The organism is Nocardia sp. Tas62D01, assembly GCF_055232035.1.
Genome location: NZ_JBUYUZ010000001.1, coordinates 7,023,660 through 7,041,623, shown reverse-complemented (window position 1 = coordinate 7,041,623; position 17,964 = coordinate 7,023,660). Strand labels below are relative to the sequence as shown.

The 17,964-nt window shown below is 67.0% G+C and carries 16 protein-coding genes; 13 read left to right on the top strand and 3 right to left on the bottom strand.

Annotated elements, in window-relative coordinates; all coding sequences use genetic code 11:
- Positions 1 to 195: 195 nt before the first annotated feature.
- From ACV7NQ_RS33690 to ACV7NQ_RS33675, 4 genes are read left to right on the top strand one after another with little or no spacing between them, the layout of a single operon-like run.
- Positions 196 to 1,542 carry a class I SAM-dependent methyltransferase gene (locus ACV7NQ_RS33690; RefSeq protein WP_463363248.1) on the top strand — a complete coding sequence of 449 codons (1,347 nt, stop codon included), beginning with the start codon at positions 196 to 198 and terminating at the stop codon, positions 1,540 to 1,542.
- Positions 1,539 to 2,321, top strand: a complete 783-nt coding sequence (locus tag ACV7NQ_RS33685) for a glycosyltransferase family protein (RefSeq protein ID WP_463363247.1) — start codon at positions 1,539 to 1,541, stop codon at positions 2,319 to 2,321. Before ACV7NQ_RS33690 ends, ACV7NQ_RS33685 begins: the two co-directional genes overlap by 4 nt.
- Positions 2,318 to 2,968 carry a PIG-L deacetylase family protein gene (locus tag ACV7NQ_RS33680; protein ID WP_463363246.1) on the top strand — a complete coding sequence of 217 codons (651 nt, stop codon included), beginning with the start codon at positions 2,318 to 2,320 and terminating at the stop codon, positions 2,966 to 2,968. Before ACV7NQ_RS33685 ends, ACV7NQ_RS33680 begins: the two co-directional genes overlap by 4 nt.
- A gap of 2 nt (positions 2,969 to 2,970) precedes the next feature.
- Positions 2,971 to 4,017 carry an NAD-dependent epimerase/dehydratase family protein gene (locus ACV7NQ_RS33675; protein ID WP_463363245.1) on the top strand — a complete coding sequence of 349 codons (1,047 nt, stop codon included), beginning with the start codon at positions 2,971 to 2,973 and terminating at the stop codon, positions 4,015 to 4,017.
- Here the strand turns inward: ACV7NQ_RS33675 and ACV7NQ_RS33670 are convergent.
- Positions 4,001 to 4,555, bottom strand: coding sequence for a dTDP-4-dehydrorhamnose 3,5-epimerase family protein (locus ACV7NQ_RS33670; RefSeq protein WP_463363244.1), 555 nt, complete (start codon positions 4,553 to 4,555; stop codon positions 4,001 to 4,003). The two genes, ACV7NQ_RS33675 and ACV7NQ_RS33670, sit on opposite strands and share 17 nt — an antisense overlap.
- 29 nt (positions 4,556 to 4,584) lie before the next feature.
- On the opposite strand from ACV7NQ_RS33670, the gene ACV7NQ_RS33665 reads away from it, so the two are divergent.
- A complete protein-coding gene (locus ACV7NQ_RS33665; protein WP_463363243.1) occupies positions 4,585 to 5,697 on the top strand; it encodes a class I SAM-dependent methyltransferase in 1,113 nt (370 codons plus the stop codon).
- Positions 5,698 to 5,884: 187 nt separating this feature from the next.
- Positions 5,885 to 6,475 (top strand): MspA family porin, encoded by a 591-nt coding sequence (locus tag ACV7NQ_RS33660; RefSeq protein WP_463363242.1) that lies wholly within the window; start codon positions 5,885 to 5,887, stop codon positions 6,473 to 6,475.
- Between the two features lie 65 nt (positions 6,476 to 6,540).
- On the opposite strand, the gene ACV7NQ_RS33655 is transcribed toward ACV7NQ_RS33660, so the two are convergent.
- Together ACV7NQ_RS33655 and ACV7NQ_RS33650 are read right to left on the bottom strand one after the other, a co-directional pair.
- Positions 6,541 to 7,374, bottom strand: coding sequence for a glycosyltransferase family 2 protein (locus ACV7NQ_RS33655; RefSeq protein WP_463363241.1), 834 nt, complete (start codon positions 7,372 to 7,374; stop codon positions 6,541 to 6,543).
- Positions 7,375 to 7,386: 12 nt separating this feature from the next.
- Positions 7,387 to 8,754, bottom strand: a complete 1,368-nt coding sequence (locus tag ACV7NQ_RS33650) for a polysaccharide pyruvyl transferase family protein (RefSeq protein ID WP_463363240.1) — start codon at positions 8,752 to 8,754, stop codon at positions 7,387 to 7,389.
- Positions 8,755 to 9,253: 499 nt separating this feature from the next.
- Here ACV7NQ_RS33650 and ACV7NQ_RS33645 point away from each other — a divergent pair, with 499 nt between their 5' ends.
- The 7 genes from ACV7NQ_RS33645 to ACV7NQ_RS33615 are packed head-to-tail and all read left to right on the top strand — an operon-like array spanning position 9,254 to position 17,961.
- Positions 9,254 to 10,324, top strand: coding sequence for a glycosyltransferase family 4 protein (locus tag ACV7NQ_RS33645; RefSeq protein WP_463365914.1), 1,071 nt, complete (start codon positions 9,254 to 9,256; stop codon positions 10,322 to 10,324).
- A gap of 11 nt (positions 10,325 to 10,335) precedes the next feature.
- On the top strand, positions 10,336 to 11,520 hold the full coding sequence (locus ACV7NQ_RS33640; protein WP_463365913.1) for a glycosyltransferase family 4 protein: 1,185 nt from the start codon (positions 10,336 to 10,338) through the stop codon (positions 11,518 to 11,520).
- Complete coding sequence (locus ACV7NQ_RS33635) at positions 11,513 to 12,928, top strand: lipopolysaccharide biosynthesis protein (protein ID WP_463363239.1); 1,416 nt, start codon at positions 11,513 to 11,515, stop codon at positions 12,926 to 12,928. Before ACV7NQ_RS33640 ends, ACV7NQ_RS33635 begins: the two co-directional genes overlap by 8 nt.
- Positions 12,925 to 13,953, top strand: coding sequence for a CgeB family protein (locus tag ACV7NQ_RS33630; RefSeq protein ID WP_463363238.1), 1,029 nt, complete (start codon positions 12,925 to 12,927; stop codon positions 13,951 to 13,953). Before ACV7NQ_RS33635 ends, ACV7NQ_RS33630 begins: the two co-directional genes overlap by 4 nt.
- Positions 13,950 to 15,335: a hypothetical protein gene (locus tag ACV7NQ_RS33625; RefSeq protein WP_463363237.1), complete on the top strand. Its 1,386-nt coding sequence runs from the start codon at positions 13,950 to 13,952 to the stop codon at positions 15,333 to 15,335. The genes ACV7NQ_RS33630 and ACV7NQ_RS33625 overlap by 4 nt, the downstream gene beginning before the upstream one ends.
- Complete coding sequence (locus ACV7NQ_RS33620) at positions 15,326 to 16,609, top strand: Wzz/FepE/Etk N-terminal domain-containing protein (protein WP_463363236.1); 1,284 nt, start codon at positions 15,326 to 15,328, stop codon at positions 16,607 to 16,609. The genes ACV7NQ_RS33625 and ACV7NQ_RS33620 overlap by 10 nt, the downstream gene beginning before the upstream one ends.
- Complete coding sequence (locus tag ACV7NQ_RS33615; protein WP_463363235.1) at positions 16,606 to 17,961, top strand: glycosyl hydrolase family 28-related protein; 1,356 nt, start codon at positions 16,606 to 16,608, stop codon at positions 17,959 to 17,961. Before ACV7NQ_RS33620 ends, ACV7NQ_RS33615 begins: the two co-directional genes overlap by 4 nt.
- Positions 17,962 to 17,964: the final 3 nt, after the last annotated feature.

Genomic DNA, 17,964 nt, shown 5'->3' with positions numbered 1-17,964 from the left:
CCCGGCATAGCATTAGCCGGCGGGACGCTACCGGCCGGAACACCCCGAAAGTAGTCCGGAAACCGTTACCACACAATCAATTTCGACAGCAACACGCAGGCAGTTCGTTGTAACGTCTCACTGGATCGCGCCGACGTCACGGCCATGCCGGTAATGCGCCGGACGATCAACTCAACCGCAGAAGGCGGTGCCTGCATGCGTTGTCGACTGTGCGATTCCGAGCGCCTGTCGAGCGTTCTCGACCTCGGCGCGACACCGCCGTGCGAGAAGTTCCTGGCGGCCGACGAACTCGATCTTCCGGAGCCGACCTACCCACTACATCTGCGGCTCTGCGACGATTGTCTACTACTTCAGATCCCGGCGTTGATCACGCCCGAGGAAACATTCACCGAATATGCCTATTTCGCTTCGTATTCCGAGAGTTGGGTGCGGCACGCGGAAACCTTCGTGCTGAAGGCTATCGAAAAGTTGGGGCTCGGCGCGGACTCGTTCGTGGTCGAAGCCGCCAGCAACGACGGCTACCTGCTGCGGCACGCGGTGGCGGCGGGCATCCGCTGTCTCGGCATCGAACCGTCGGTGAATGTCGGCTCGGCCGCCCGCATGGCGGGGGTGCCCACCGAAACCGCCTTTCTCGACGAAGAATCGGCCGCGAAGGTCCGCGCCCAGCATGGCCCCGCGAACCTGGTTGTCGCCAACAATGTTTACGCGCACGTCCCCGACCTGCGCGGCTTCACCCGTGCGCTGCGCGAACTGATGGCCGACGACGGCTGGCTGTCCATCGAGGTGCACCACGCGCTGAACCTGATGCGCCGCGGCCAATTCGACACCATCTACCACGAGCACTTCCAGTACTACACCGTGCTCTCGGCCCAGCGCGCACTGGCCACCGCCGGGCTGGCGGTCGTCGATGTCGAACTCCTGGAAACACACGGCGGTTCGATCCGACTGTGGGCGCGGCCCGAGGCAGTCGCCGACGCGCCGAGTGCCCGCGTACTCGAGGTGTTGCGCACCGAGGCGGCCGCCGGCCTGAACCATGAGCGCGGGTATCAGGACCTGAAACCCCGCGCCGAGGCGGTGCGGCAGGAACTGCTGCGGTTCCTGCTCGAGCAGCGGGCCGCTGGCAAGCGCGTCGTCGGCTATGGCGCGCCCGGCAAGGGCAACACACTGCTCAACTATTGCGGTATCCGCCCGGACCTGCTGAGCTATACCGTCGACCGAAATCCGTACAAGCACGGGAGATTCACGCCCGGCACCCGGATTCCGATCCATCCGCCCGAGCGGATCGATCTCGATCGGCCCGATGTCGTGCTGATCCTGCCATGGAATCTCGAAGCCGAGATCACGGCACAACTGCGCCACGTTGCCGAATGGGGCGCCCGGCTCGTCTATCCGCTTCCGACCCTGCACTTCGCTGAATTGAACCCCAGCGTCGAATTGAAACCCGGCGTTCGATCGAACCCCGGCATTGAATCGAACCCAAGCGCCGCTCCGGACCGTGGCGCCGCTCTCAGCACTGAAAACACCGAAAGGCCCGCACGATGAAGGTTGTGCTGTTCTGTGGCGGCTACGGCATGCGGATGCGTGACGGCAGCGACGACATTATCCCCAAGCCCATGCAACTGGTCGGTCCGCGACCGCTGCTGTGGCATGTGATGCGGTACTACGCACACTTCGGACACAAGGATTTCATTCTGTGCCTCGGGTACGGCGCCCAGCACATCAAGAACTTCTTCCTGAACTATCAGGAGTCGGTCTCCAACGATTTCGTGATCCGCGACGGTCGAGTCGAGTTGCTGCACACCGACATCAGCGACTGGTCGATCACCTTCGTCGACACCGGCGTCCAATCCGCCATCGGCGAACGGTTGCGCCGGGTACGTCCGTACCTCGAGGGCGAACAGACTTTCTTGGCGAACTACGCCGACGTGCTCACCGACGCACCGTTGGACGACATGATCGCGAAGTTCACCGCGTCCGGTGCGGCCGCCTCGATGATGGTGGTGCCGCCGCAGTCGTCGTTCCACTGTGTCGATCTGAAGCCGAACGGCGAGGTGAAGGAGATCATGCCGGTCTCGCGAATGCCGCTGTGGGAGAACGGCGGATACTTCGTGCTCACCCAGGAGGTGCTGGACCTGCTGCCACCCGGTGGCGATCTGGTCGCCGACGCCTGCGGGAGGCTGGCGGGGCAGGGCCGGTTGTTCGGCTATCAGCACCTCGGGTTCTGGAAGCCCGCCGACACCTTCAAGGAACGCGCCGAACTCGATGCCGGATACCGCACCGGCATGCGCCCCTGGATGGTTTGGGAGAAGCAGCCGGCATGATCGCGCTGACCACCGCGCCGCTCACCGAAATCGCCGTACTCGGAGCACATTGCGACGATATCGCCATTGGCATGGGCGCCACGCTACTGACACTGGCGCGCGGATATCCGGGTCTGCGAGTGCGGGCCATGGTGCTCTCCGGCGGCGGCACCGAGCGGGAATTCGAGGAACAGACGGCACTGGTCGAATTCTGTCCGAACGCGGACCTCGACCTCACCGTGCTCGATCTCCCCGACGGCAGGGCGCCCGCATACTGGGACCGAATCAAGTACGCAATCAAGGACTTTCGCGATCAGACGCAGCCGGATCTGGTCTTCGCCCCGCAGCGTGGCGATGCCCACCAGGACCATCGGCTGCTGGCGGAACTGGTACCCACCGAGTTCCGCGACCACCTGGTGCTCGGCTACGAGATCCTCAAGTGGGAGACCGACACTCCGGCACCCGCCGTATTCCACCCGGTCACCGTCGAACTCGCCGAGGAGAAAGCGCGGCTGTTGCGCAAGCACTACCCGTCGCAGGCGGGTCGTGACTGGTTCGACGAGCAGGCGTTCACCGGCCTGGCCCGACTGCGCGGCGTGCAGTGCCGGACCGGGTACGCCGAGGCATTCATGGTCGACAAGGTTGTCCTGAACTTGGGAGCGATATGAGCATGCGGGTCTTGGTTACCGGCCATCAGGGCTACCTCGGCACCGTCATGGTGCCGGTCCTGCGGGCCGACGGACATGAGGTGGTCGGGCTCGACTCGGGGTTCTTCGCCGTCTGCGTACTGGGCGCGTTACCCGGCGATCCACCCGGCTTGACCGTCGATCTCCGTGATGTGACCGTCGAGCAGCTGACCGGTTTCGATGCGGTGATCCACCTCGCCGCGCTGTCGAACGATCCGCTCGGTTCGTTGGATCCGGAGATCACCTACGCCATCAACCATCACGCGTCGGTTCGGCTTGCCCGGCTCGCGAAAGCGGCAGGCGTGCGGCGCTTTCTGTACGCCTCCACCTGCTCGGTGTACGGCGCGGCGGGTGACGAGCTGGTCACCGAGGACGCGCCACTGCGGCCGATCACGCCCTACGCGGAAAGCAAGGTGCGCGTCGAGGACGATGTCGCCGCGCTCGCCGACGCCGACTTCACACCGGTATTCCTGCGCAACGCAACGGCATTCGGCTTCTCGCCGCGGCTGCGCGCGGACATCGTGCTGAACAATCTCGTCGGATACGCGGTGCTCACCGGCGAAGTCAAGGTGCTCTCCGACGGGACACCATGGCGGCCGCTGGTGCATGCCGCCGATATCGCATCGGCCTTCGCCAACTGTCTCACCGCGCCGACCGCGGCAATTCACGGCAAGGCGTTCAATATCGGCTCCGAGGTCAACAACCTGACCGTCGCGGATATCGCGAAGGCAGTGGTGGACGCGGTGCCCGGATCGCAGCTGAACATCACCGGGGAAAGCGGCGCCGATCCTCGCTCCTATCGCGTCGATTTCTCCGCCGCGCGCGAGGCCATCGGCTTCCGCGCCGCGTGGGGCGTGCCCGCGGGCGCGCGGCAGCTGTATGAGGAATACACCGCGAGGGGGCTCACCAGTGACGACTTCTTCCACCGGTTCACCAGATTGCCGCACCTGGAAAGACTCCGGGAGACCGGGGTTCTCGACGCCTCGATGCGGTGGGTCGGCACCGGGCCCGCGGTTATGGCACCCGCGTAATCAGCTGCCGCCAACTGCGTGCGGCCCGGTCGCGGGCGGAGACGACAGTAACCGGCAGCGGCCAGACGATGGCCAGGTCCGCGTCGTCGTAGGCGACGCCGATGTCCTCGGCCGGATCGTGCGGGCGGTCGATGCGGTAGCACACGTCGGCCGTCGCGGTCAGCGCCTGGAAGCCGTGCAGGAATCCGGGCGGCACGTACAGGTGCCGGAATTCGTTGTCGTCGAGCAGGAATGCCTGCTGCCGTCCGAACGTCGGCGACGCGGGCCGGATATCGACGAGCACATCGTGCACCGCCCCGTGTGCGCAGCGCACCAACTTCGCCTCGCCGCGACCGGATCGTCCGTGCATGCCGCGAATCACGCCCCGCAGCGACCGCGATTGCGAATCCTGCAGAAACGATGCCGCCAAGCCCGGCGTACCGAGCTGGGCGTCGAACTCTTCGGCATCGAAAGTCCTGGTGAACAGGCCGCGTTCGTCGCGAGACGGTTCCGGCGCCAGCACCAGGACATCGGCGAGATCGGTCTGCTCGATACGCACGTGGCCATGGTGTCACGAATGTGGCCGTCGTGAATACCGCCCGTGGGTGCCGCGGCTGTGGGAGTGTCGAGCTGACAACTGTTCTCGATCTCGGCAAGGTTCCGGCCGCCGATTACTTCCCGCGCGCCGACGCACCGATCGGCGCCGACGAGGACACCCATCCGCTCCGAATGGACCTGTGCGGCGCATGCGGTCTTGCGCAGCTGGCCGACGATGACACCCGCACCGAGGAACCCCGGGGCGTCGAGCCGCGGGCACTACGCGATCAGGCCGTCGCGGCCGTCGACCGCGTGGCACAAGCGGGCCTGCTGCGCGGGACCACCGTGCGCGAGTTCGGCAGCCCGCATGGTGGTACGTGGCTGCCGCTGCTGGCCGAACGCGGCTTCCGCGCCGTCTCCGGCGCCGCCGATATCGTCCCGGATTGCTTCGGCATCATGCACGAGCCGGATCAGCACGCCGCATTCCGGGAGCGCGCTGCGGCCACCGCACCGGGCGGCCTGCTGTTGATCCAGTATCACTCGGTGGCCACCATCGTCTCGGCCGGCCAGTGGAACGCGCTGCGGCACGGACACTTTGCCTACTATTCGCTGTCCGCTCTGCGCCGGTTGCTCGAGGTCGTCGGTATGAGCGCGGTGACGGCATGGGGGTTCGACCTGTACGGCGGCACGGTCCTGGTCGGTGCGGTGCACGGCGAAGTCGCGCCGGACGATGCGGTGCATGCCCAGCTCGCCGCGGAGGCCGGGCACACCGATCTTGCCGCGCTACAACGCCTCCAGCACACGACCGATCAACATGCCACGGCGTTGCGGCAGTGGCTCGAAGCCGCCGCACGGCGTGGCTCGCGGGTGTACGCCTACGGCGCCGCCTCCCGCGCGGTGGCACTGTTCAGCCTGGCCGGACTGCACCGCGGTCTCGTCGCCGCGGTAGCCGACGCCGCACCGGCCAAGCACGGTCGCCGCATGCCGGGCACCGATATCCCGATCATCGCGCCCGCCGAACTCGTCTCGGCCCGACCGGACTTCGTGCTGTTGACACTGCGCGATCTGTTGCCGGAGGTGCGGGCCGCATTCCCCGAGCTGGAAGGCCGCTGGGTGCTCGACGACCCCGAAGGCCCTCAGAAAGAAGGTGACAACTTGCCTTGAACTCGATTGACCTGACTTATTGATTTACCGCCACCACGCCACCCAGGACGATCGAAGGGCTTGTCGCCCTCGACGCTGGGGGTCGGTACCGAGCGCGGCAATGCGCTCGGTCTGGTGCTGGGACCACAAGGGGTACACAGTGAGGGAATCCATTCCGCTCCGTCGCCGAGGTCTGCGCATGTTCGTCATGACCTCCGTCGTAGCCTCCGGCTTGATATTCGCAAACGGCATCGCTGGGGCTGCCGTCGATAGCACCAATTCCGTCGTCGACCACAGTGACCGTGTGGTCGAGGCGATCCAGTCCGACACCCGGATCGACTTCGTGCCACCGCTGGACGGAAATCCGTTGACCCGCGAGTGGTTCCACAACGGCGAGGCAGGTTTCCGCATTTCGGGCCCGCACGCCGAGGACTGGACCGGTCACGTCACCATCGGCTACCAGGTCGGGTTTCCGGCCACCTTCAACGGCAAGCTGAAGTTCGAATGGGCAACCCCCGGCCTCGGCCTTGACCTGGGCGGCGCCGATGGCGCGTTGCTGAACATCGAAGGTCTGATCCCACGGGGCGGCGTCGAACTCGAAGTCGGCTTCGGCCCCGGCATTCAGACAGTCGAATGCGCGGGCGGCGACGTCTCCGGCAGTGCGGGCTTCGTCCGCATGTCCGGCTTCCACGGCACCGTCACCGGTGTCCTCGGCCCCACCAACATTCGTCCGTTCGTGCGGGTGGTCGGCTCCAGTGGTGACACCGTGATCACCTACGGGAGGCTCTGGACCATCTGAACCCGATCGACCGAACGCGGTGTCCGGCACGGACACCGCGTTCGGCGTTCAGACCAGGTGCGCGCTCAGAGCAGATCCGGCCGATGCCGGACGGTGGCAACGGTCCGGACACGCAACCGATACAGCGCCTGCTTGGCCAGCCGAGTGTCACCGGCCAGTACATCGGCGCGCTTCACCAGCTCCGGATAGTCGTTGGCGATGCGATGGTGGAACCGGAGCATGTCGGTCAGCTTGCTTACCGTGGAGGTACTGCTGCACAGGTTGAACGACGAATTGCGCCATGCGGCCGTGATTTCCGGCATCCCGTAGAACAACCCGAACGACGCGACCCGCGCGAACAGGTCGACATCCATCGGGAACACCAGGTCCCCGCGCAGCCCGCCGACGCGATCGAAATGCTCGCGACGGAACATGGCCGCCGCGGTCGGCCCGAAATCGGCAGGTCCGCGCCGCACGATCGTGCGCGCCAGAGCGCGCGAGGTCTGTTTGCCTTCCAGTCCGGCCAGTCCGAGCCCGGCTTCCAGCACTTCCCCCGCCTCGTCGATCACCTCGAATCGGCTGGCGCAGATGGCGATCGACGGATCGGCCATCACCTTCAGCTGGGCCGTCAGTGCGCCGGGCCGCAGCACATCGTCGGCGCAGACCACCTTGACCAGCTCCCCGGTGGTGGCTCGGATCCCCGTGTTCCAGTTGTCCCCGATCGGGAGCACGGCGTTGTTGCGGATCACCCGCAGCCGCGGGTCGTCGAACGAGTGCGCGATCTCCGATGTTTCGTCGGTGCTCGCGTTGTCCACGACGAGAAGCTCGAAATCCACGTCCTGGTCGAACACGGACCGCAATGTCGCCGCGAGGGTGCGCCCCGCGTTATAGGCCGGAACGCACACCGACAGCGTGCTCATCCTGGTTACTCCCTAGACGGTGGACCGGCGGACCGGACCGCTTTCGACCAACTTGAACACCCGCTCCAGGCCGGCCCTGCTGGCATCGATCTGCTCGACAGCCCTCTGCCGCAACGGATCCCGCACGGCGGGTGCGCCTTCCCACACCTCCTCGATGACGCGGGTGAGGTTCGCTTCGAGCGCCGGATCGTTGAGGTGTACCACGCGCATGCCGGTACCGAACATCTGCGCCAAGCCGTGGAATTTATCGTCATAATACTCCGACGCGGTGATCCCGACGGCCGGAATGCCTTGCGACAGTGCGAATACCGCGAGGTGGTAAGCACTGGTCACCAGCAGCCGACAACGCGCCACCTGGCGCGCCACATCCTCGGGGGTGCCGCCACGACCGACCGGCGGTAGCGCCCTGGCCACGCCGTCCAGCAACGGGAGCGTGGAAATGCGGTCCTCGGAGGCGTATTCGGAGATGATCAGCGGCACCACACCGGCATTCAGCGCCGTGGCCCGCTCCCGCACCACGTGACCGAGCGTCGACTGGGCCGCTGCGCTCACCTTGGCGTAGTCGGCGACGCGCAGGCACAGTCCGATATCGGCGCCGATCCGCGCGCCGCGCAACCGGTAGCCGAATTCGACGGCGTCATCGCCGGTCACCATGACCCGGTCGGACTCGACACCGAACTTGGTGAGCAGATCCGGGCCGCGCCGTCCTTCGCGCAGCCCGATGAAGTCGGCCTCCGGCAGCACCTCCGCCGCCCGGCGCAGCAGCAGCGGATCGCGCAGCGGTCCCATGCCCTGGCCGACCATCGCGGTCGGAATGCCAAGCGTATGCGCGTGTTCGAGGAGGTTGAGGGTGCGGTTGGCCTGGTAGCGGTCCACATCGGTCATGTAGCCGCCGCCGAGCGCGAGCACCAGCGACGCCTGCTCGACCGCGGCCGGGATCTCGACCGGGAACTCAGCCTCCGGCGTCTCGTCGCGCGCGGCTTCGGGTTCGTCGCGATTGCGTGCGCGTGCGGTGGCCCACATCGCGCGTATCCGGTCCTTCGGTCCGTCGGTAGCGGCGCGCCATCGCAGTGCGGCCGGGCCGACCAGTTTCGATCCGGCCGTGCGCGAAAGCCATCCCTGCCACCCATCCGAGCCCCAGCACCAGTCGGGACCGCAGATCGGTTCCGCCGCGGGCAGCAGCCCCTGCAGCACGGCGGGTTGATGGGTCAGCACGCCGATGCGCGCGTGCGGCCAGCGTTCCCGTAACCGCTCCACCGTCATCGCCATCATCGCGATGTCGCCGCGGTTGCGCAGCCAGTATTCGCCGTTCTCGACGAGTATCCGAATCTCCTGCTCGTCGATGCCCGCACGATCTATCACCGAATGCTCGGTCCCCACAGTCCAGTCCTCCCGCCGGTCCCCCGCGGGTCGGCTCGTGCCGAGCACGAACTCGCTGTGAAATCTACCCCACCCGAGGGGTGTGGGCCAGCGCCGCGAAGATCCGTTCCGGTGGGTTTCCTTCCCTAATCCGTTGTGCGCTTCGCGATCTAGCCGACATGAATGGCGCGCACCCGACGCCCCCGGCGAAGGCCGTGCAGTAGTCGATGAGATCGTCCATCGGCACATTCAGGCGACCGCCCTGTTTCTCCACGATGACCCATTCCAACACGGCGCGTGACGCCGCGCGATATCGAGCCGGGCAGCCGAATTTCTTCGATCTCGGCTAGATCCCAGTGAACGATCGAGGGCCGGTTGGCCGCGCTCCGACAGCCGCCCGGAATGCCGGAAGTCACTTAGACTATTGCGCGGGAAGCGAGTTCGACAGGAGGCCCGCCCCAGGATCATCAGTCGTAGGGGGCAAACGGTGATGGCATCGACCGGGCCGCTCCGGGTACACATGACGGGGTCCGAGTGGTTCGCGGCGGCGCCGGGCGGACTCAACCGGTACTTCACCGAACTCTTCCATGCACTCACCCGGCAACCGGACATCGAGGTGTCCGCGGCGGCCTTCGGCAGGATCTCCACGGACACCGTTCCCGGGGCCGGATCCTGGGGTCCGATCGGCGGATCGACGGCGCACCGGGCGCGCACTGCGTTCCTGGATCGCACCGAACTCCATCGCGCATCGGTACTCGACCGACATTTTTGTCTGTATGGGCCCGCGGCGATCGATCGGCGCGGACGCGTGCCGCTGGTCGTGCACTTTCACGGTCCGTGGGCCGCCGAGAGCAGGATGAGCGGGCAGAGCGAACTCGGCGTCAGGACGAAGTATCTGATCGAGCGCGGCCGGTATGCCGGTGCGAACCGATTTGTAGTGTTGTCCAATCACTTTCGCGATGTGCTCAGTGTTGACTATCGGGTGCCCGCCGACCGGATCAGCGTCATCGCCCCCGGCGTCGACCTGAGCCGCTTCCAGGTAGCCCCGATACCGACCGGTACCAACCGCACCGTGCTGTGCGTGCGCAGGCTCGAGCGCCGGATGGGCATCGACACCCTGCTGCGCGGCTGGCCCGGCGTTGTCGCCGAGCACCCCGACGCTCGCCTGGTGCTGGTCGGATCCGGCACAGCGGAACGGGAATTGCGCGCCCGAGCCGCGAGCATCGGCGACTCGGTCGTCTTCGCCGGGCACGTGGCCGACAAGCGGCTTACCGAGCTGTACGAACAGGCGGCGCTGACCGTCGTACCGACCACCGCACTGGAGGGGTTCGGTCTGATCGCGCTCGAATCCCTCGCGGCGGGTCGCGCGCCGATCGTGACCGACTGCGGTGGGCTGCCGGATTCGGTTCTCGGACTGGATCCTTCGCTGATCGTGCCCGCTGGCGACGCCGACGCACTCGGTAGCCGAATCATTGCCGCCCTGTACGGCAAGCTGCCGACGCCAGCCGAATGTCGCGCCCACGCAGAAACTTTCTCGTGGGATGTCACAGCGGAGCGACATCTCACGATGTACCAGGAATTAAGGCAATGACTCCTCAGGGAATGACCAAAGCCCTCTTCCTCGCGCATACCGCCGCCCCGTCCGGTGCCGAACTGGCCACCCTGCGGTTGGTCTCGGCGCTGCGCGAGCGCGGGCACACCGAAGTTACGGCGATTTATACGGAGGACGGCCCGATGGTCGGACGCATGCGGGCACGCGGGATCGAGACCCGCGTGCTGCGAGGCGGATTCGACAGTCGTGCCATGACCATCGGATCGGGTCCGATTCGGTTGCTCGCCGGATTCGTCGCCCTGCTCCGGCTGGGTTGGACGCTGGGCGCCACCGCTCGCGAACTACACGCCGAGGTACTGGTCGCCGAGAGCACAAAGGCACTCGTGATGGGCGCGGTCGCCACCCGCCGCGCGGGCATTCCGCTGGTCTGGCAGGTGCACGACCGCATCGCGGCGGATTATTTCGGCCGGGTGCCGACCCTCGTCGTCCAGACCCTCGGTCGGCTGGTGGCTCGCGGCTATATCGCCAACAGCCGAACGACATTGGCGACACTGCACACCGGCCGACGCCCCGCGATCGTCGCCTACCCGGGCATCGAACTCGACACGGACACGAAGGCCCGCGCCATGCAGCGTCCGCCCGCGGAAACGGTGGTCGCCGTCCTCGGCCGACTCAGCCCATGGAAGGGCCAGGACGTGTTGCTGCGCGCCATCGCCGCGACGAAAGTTCGCCCACGCCAGGTCATTTTGGTCGGCGGCACCTTCTTCGACGAGGAGCCGTACCGGGCCGAGCTCGAACGACTCGCCGACGAACTCGCGCTGCCGGTGACCTTCACCGGCCATGTCGAAGATCCGAACCGCTACCTGCACGGCGCGGACATCCTCGTGCACTGCTCGGTGCTCCCCGAACCCTTCGGCCAAGTCGTGGTGGAAGGCATGCACGCGGGTTGCGCGGTCGTCGCGGCGGGCCCCGGCGGTCCAGCGGAGATCGTCGAGCCGGGCGTCAGCGGGCTGCTGGTGGACGGCGGCGACGAAGGACAGCTCACCGCGGCCTTGGACACCCTCATCGGCGATCCCGACCTGCGGACCCGCCTCGCGACAGCGGGCCGCGCCCGCGCCGGACGCTTCGACATCGCGGAATCGGCGCGGCTCGTCGCCGCCTTCCTCGACGACCTCATCCAACGCAACGGCGCTGCGGGACAGCAGAATCCGCGAGAACGGACTCCGCATGTCTGAGCAAAGACACGCAGCGGGCAAGCCCTCGTCCCGCCACCCCCCGCTGCCCTCGACCACCGGCGGCGCACATCGCAAAGACACCCCCGGGCGCGGTAGCGCCGGGGGCGGCGCGCACCGCTCGCATGCCATCGTCTCCGTGCTGCGCGATATCGGCTACGTCACCTTCGGCAAGTACGGGCAGTACATCATCACGCTCGTGACGGTGCCGCTGATCGCCAGGGTGCTCGGTGCGCACGGCCTCGGCCTGCTCGCGATCGGCATGTCGTCGTACTTCATCGGATCGCTGCTCGTCGATCTCGGCATCACCTCGTTCCTGGCCGCGCGCGTGCACGATTCGCGCGAACCCGACCGCGAACGCATCGCGCACATCAACCAGCTGCGCGGCGACTACCTCGCCATCCGGGCCACCATTCTCGGACTTGTCGGCGTCGCACTGCTGATCAGCCTCGTGGCCTTCGCGCCGGTCCAGGTGAACATGATCCTGCTCGGGCTTTTCACGGGCGGTTTCTGGTCCATCTCCGAGGACTGGCTGCTGATCGGGCAGGGCAGGTTCGCCTCCTCGACCGCGTATCAGGCGGTCGGCCGGATCGGCTACCTCATGCTGCTCGTCGCGGTGCTGCCGCGCATCCCCACCGCGCAGGTCGCATTGCTCTGCCTACTCGTGTCCTCCATCCCCACCGTCATGCTGACCTGGTGGGACTCGCTGCGCACCTTCGGCGCACCCGCGCGGCCGCGGCACTACCGCGAGGTATTGCGCAGGGGCACACCGGTATTCACCTCGCGCCTGCTGGTGACGACCTACGGGCAAGGTGCGGCGGCGGTGTATTCCGCCGTCCTGGACGCGGTCTCGCTCGGCCTGTACTCCGCTGGTGATCGGCTGGTGCGGGCCATCCAATCCACCCTCGACCCCATCGGCTTCGCCCTGCTGCCCCGCATGGCCAAGCGCAGCGCCGACGACCACTTCTGGCGCCGCGCTATCCAGGCGTTGGCAGCCTGTGTCTGCGCCGCCACCGTCGCGGCCGTCGCCGTGTGGCTCGCCGCGCCCATGCTGATCCATCTCGTCTTCGGCGACGACTTCACCGCGGCGGTCGGGCTGTTGCGCGTCGAGATCTTCATGCTGCCCGCCACCACCATCACCTCGTTCATCACCACCGCCGTGCTGCCGGTGCGCCAGGACACCATCGGCGTGCTGATCGGCGCGATCCTCGGCACCTGTGTGGCGGCCGTCGCGCTGGCCGTCGCCTTCCATACCCGCTCGGTGTGGACGTTGGTCTACGGCAGCGTGATCGTCGAAAGCACTGTCGCGGTCTGGTATGTCGCCCGTATCCGCAGACTCATCGTCCGCGAACGCACGGTGCCGGCCACCGGTCCCGCGGTCGCGCTGATGCGCGAGGAGGGCGTGGCGTGAGGATTCTCTACGTCGGCGACGACTGGATCGGCAGCAATGCCCGCTCGCTGGCCGACGGATTCCGGCAGGCCGGGCACGAGGTGGTCGTCATCGACTCCACCCCGGTCACCCTGCCGACCCGACTGTCACCGCCGTGGGTCTATGCCAAGGCCACACACCGGCGAGCGCCGTGGACCATCGCGGACGTGCACGCCGAAATCGACCGTGCCGCAGCTGATTTCCAGCCCGAAATGCTGTTCGCGTTCAAGGCCGTACACCTCGACCAACAGCGCCTACTTGCGGTGCCCGCGCGGTGGCACGTGCACTACAGCCCCGACGATGTCGCCAATGCCGAGAACACCAGCCCGGAATACCTCGCGCACGAATCCGGCTGGGATCTGATCGTCACCACCAAGCAGCACAACGTGGCGGAACTGCGCGCGCGTGGCGCCCGTGCGGTGACCTTCGTGCGCAGCGCCTACGACCCGGCGTGGCATCATCCCGCCGCGCGGCGCGGCGCGCGGCAGTTCCTCGTCGGCTTCATCGGCGTCTGCCGGCCCGATCGCCGCGCCGACATGATCGAGTTGGCCCGCACCTACGGTGACCGGATGCTGGTTCGCGGGCCGGGCTGGCGTCGCGTCCCGGAGTTGCGCGCCACCCACGCCGCGGTCGCGGGACCCGTGTACGGCCAACACTATTCGGCGGTAATCGCGGACGTGACCGCCAATCTGGTGCTGCTCAACTCCGACAATCGCGATACCCACACCTGCCGCACCTTCGAAGTCCCCGCCGCGGGTGGGCTTTTCGTCGGCCAGCGCACCGACGAGCACGCCGACCTGCTGCGCGACACCGTCGAGTGTTTCCTGTTCACCGAACTTTCCGAACTGCACGACATCCTCGACTGGTGTGCCGCCCACCCGGAGAAGGCGGCCGCGATCGCAGATGCCGGATATCGGCGCATCGCCGAGGGCGGCCATCGCTATGTCGACCGGGCCCGCGAAATCACCGACTCGCTCGGGCCGATTCGTGGTGAGGTGCCGTCGTGAGCGCCTACGCCGAGGTCACGCTCATCGCCTGCGCGCTGGCCACGCTCGCCGTGGCAGCGGCCTGGGTGCCCGGTGTCGCCCGGGTCTTCATTATCGCGCAGGCCGCCTTCTGGTCGCTGTCCTATGTGTTCCGGCCCGTCGTCCTGCTGGTGGTGCAGCCCGATCCACACTACGGCGACAATGTACCCGACCCACGGCTGGCCGAGTACGGCTACGACACCGCCATCGCGCTGGTGCTGCATCACGTCGTGTTCGGTCTGTGGGTGTACGCGTTACTCGTTGTGGGGTACGCGATCTGGTCGCGCCGCCACCGCGTCGAACGCGAGCCCGCGATCGCCGCCGACCCCGATTTTATTCCGGCCTTGGTCGCCATCTACGTGGTCGGCGCCCTAGGGCGCGCCGCATCGATGGCGACCGGCGCCATCGGCAAGGCCGGCGATGTCGACAGTGCGAACCCGATTCTCAACTTCGTCGCCATCCTCGGTACCGTCGCCGCGCTCGGACTGATCATCTTCGCCCGACCCGCGCGGCAACTGACTACCGTGCTGCTGCTCGGCGGACTGCTGGCCGTGGAACTGGGCTGGACCGTGGTCGTCGAGTCCAAGACACCCATCCTGGGCGCCGCGCTTGCGGTAGCGGTCCGCTTCGCCATCCTGGGCTGGACCAAGGCCAAGGCCGTCGGCGTCACCGCGATCGCGGTACTCGGCGTCGGCGGCTTCGGCTGGCTGCAATCTTTCAAAACCACCGAGGTCGCCAAAAGTGAGTCGGCACTGATCAATTCCGACTATCCGACAGCGGTGCAGCCGTTCCTGAGCATCCTGCGCCGCTTCGATCTGCTCGAAGCGGCCACCGACGCCTATTACCACGGACCGGGCTTCTGGCTGACGCCCGACGAGGTGGTCCGACACGCCTCGCTGAGCCTGATTCCCACCCAGCTGCTCGGCGCACAGAAGTTCCAGTCCGGCACCGCGTGGGCCAATGACGTGCGCGGGGCCTCGGTGGACATGACCCGGGTGTCGGTGTCGCTGGCGGAGGGAAACGTCAACGAGGGCTATGTGATCGGCGGCTATCCCGGCGTGGTGGTCTGTGTCGCTTTCACATTCGTGCTGCTGCTGGCCTGGGCGAAATCGCTGTATTCCCGATTCTTCCCGCTTGTGGTGCTCGGTCTGGCCATGACCGGCGCCTCGTCGCTGTTCGAGCGCGGAATCCTGGGCAGCATGGAGGCACTCGGCAAGTTCCTGCAGGCCGCCGTGCTCGCGTGGTTCATCTATTTGCTGGTCAAGGAATATCGGCGCCGCGCGAATCCGCCGCCGATACCACCCCCGGAGCACCGAGCAGCACTTGCCATCACCGCGAAAAGAGGATCCGGGCCATGGGATTGATCGATTACTGGCGTATCGCGCGCAGGCGGTGGCTGATCATCGCCGGTGTGCTGTTGCTGTGTCTCATCGCGGCGGCGGGATATGCGCGCACCGTGCCGACCACCTATGTCGCGTCGAGCAGTATGTACGTGTCGATGGCCACCGGAACCTCGGTGAACGACTCGTATCAGGGCGGACTGGCCGCGCAGCAGCGCGTACGCTCCTACGTCGATCTGGCGAGCAGCGCCACCCTGGCCAAACGCACCATCGACGACCTCAGCCTCAAGCTGTCCGTCAGCGACGTCCAGGGCAAGATCACCGCGTCCTCACCGCCCGCGACCACGATGATCATCATCTCGGTCCGCGACAGCACCCCCGAGCGCGCCCGGGATATCGCCAACACCGCGGTCGCCCAATTCCGCCGCCTCGTCGGTGAACTCGAGACCATCGAGGTCGGCGCCGCCCCCGCGGCTCGGGTCGAGGTGGTCGACCGGGCGGAGTTGCCCACCGCGGCAAGCGGTCCGCAGACCACCCGGCTACTCGCGCTCGGACTGCTCATCGGTCTCGCGCTGGGCTGCCTGGCCGCCTACGTCCGCGACCGCACCGACCGCAAGCTGCGCACCTCCAACGATCTGCAGGCAGTGCTTCCGGTGCCGATCCTCGCCATCATCGACTCGGGCCGTCCCGGCGCCGCCGACGAAACCCGCAGGCTGCGTACTCGACTGCTGCGTAACAGCGACGCCACGAGTGTCCTGCTCACCAGTCTCTCCTCGTACTCCGAGCCGGAAGTGGCACTGGCACTGGCGAAGTCGTTCGCCGACACCGGACGGCATGTAGTGCTGATCGATGCGGACACCTCAGGCGAGGGCGGCTCCCGCCAACTCGCCTCGGACCACTCCCCTGGACTCGCCGCGGTACTGCGCGGGTCGACACCGGTCACCGACGCGCTGATCGGATGGCCGGAGGCCGGGCTCACGGTGCTGCCGCTCGGCAATGCCGACGAACAGACCCCCGACCTGCTCGCCTCCGCCCGGTTTGCCGGGGTCATCGCCAAACTGCGCACCGACTACGACCACGTCGTGGTGCAGGCAGCCCCGGTCGCGCACGCGGCCGATGCCATCGCGCTGGCCCTGCTGTGCGAACACACCATCGCCGTCGTCGAGCTCGGCGCCAGCACCGCCACCCAGGTGCGCGGTGCGCTCGCCACCCTCGGCGACACTCCGCTGACCGGTGCGGTGGCGTTCAGCGCGCCGCCAACCGGCCTGCAGCGCTTGGTGGGGAGGCTGCGGGTATGACCGACGAGGCCGTCCGTCGACGACGACTGCTGGCCGCGACACTGGGGGCCGCCGCGGCTCTTCCGCTCGCGGCGTGCACCACGTCCGACTCGCCCGGTGTCCAATTCCGTTCGCCCCACGTCACCGATGCACCGTCGGCGCGCAACGTCAAGGACTTCGGCGCGGTCGGCGACGGCGTCGCCGACGACACCGCCGCGATCGCGGCGGCGGCCGCGGTCGGCGACACACCCCTGGTGCTGTATCTGCCCGCGGGTCACTACAACGTGCGCTCGTGGCCGGAATTATCCGACTACGCAACGATTCTCGGCGATGGCGCCGACGTGTCGGTGGTGACCTGCGATGCCGACACCACGCTGATCACGCTGCGCAAACGCAACCGGGTGCGGTTCGCTCGGCTCGGCATCTTCATGTCCGGGCCGCGCTCAACCGCCGTCGTACTGTCGGAATGTTTCCGCTGTTCGTTCGACGCGGTGGTGATCCGCGGCAACCATCTCAGCGAAAACCACCCGCGCTTCCTGGAACAGCGCGGCGTCGTCCTCGAGAAGAACACCGGCGGTACCGCGTTCCTCAATTGCGACATCAACAATTTCGGGTTCGGCATCGTCACGTCGTGCATCCAGAACTACGTCACCTCGTCCAAACTCACCAGCAACTACATCGGCGTGCTCGGCGCCGGCAACGACCACAATGCCGGACTGGCCATGACCAACGTCGAATTCGTCTCCGACCACGACCCCCGCACCACCGACAAGCACATTGCGGTCGACGGTGCGGCGAACGACTGGTGGTTGACCAATGTGTGGTTCGAGGGCGCCGATATCGCGCTGTCGATCGGTCAGCGCGATCGCGGCGGTCCGGCCCAGTTCGGCATGATCAACTGCAAGGTGGCCGCCCGCACGGTCGGGCTGGACCTGATCTACTGCCGTCAGCCCTATCTCGCCAATGTGCAGTTCGACAAGGACCTCGACAGGGCGCCCACCGAATTGCGTGTCGACCCGGCGGGATGCCCGGAGGGCACCGCGGTGAACCTGATCTCTAGTGCCACAGACGATTTCAGTCCCGCCGTCTTCCCGGACGGCTGGCATGTCATCGGCCGCGACACCATGCACTCCCCCCGGTTCAGCGGCACCATCATCGGCCGGGCCGGGCGCGGTGACAACGACATCTTCCAGGCGCAGACCGCCGACGGGGCCGTGCGATCGGCCGTATTGTCCAGCGGCGCATGGCTTTCCGATCATCCAGAGAGCGGGATCGTATTGAAGGACCAGTCCGGCGGCTATTGGCGTCTGTCGGTCGGCACCGACGGTGCGGTGAAGACATCCTCGCTCGGCCGACAGCGACCCAGGGAGTGAGCC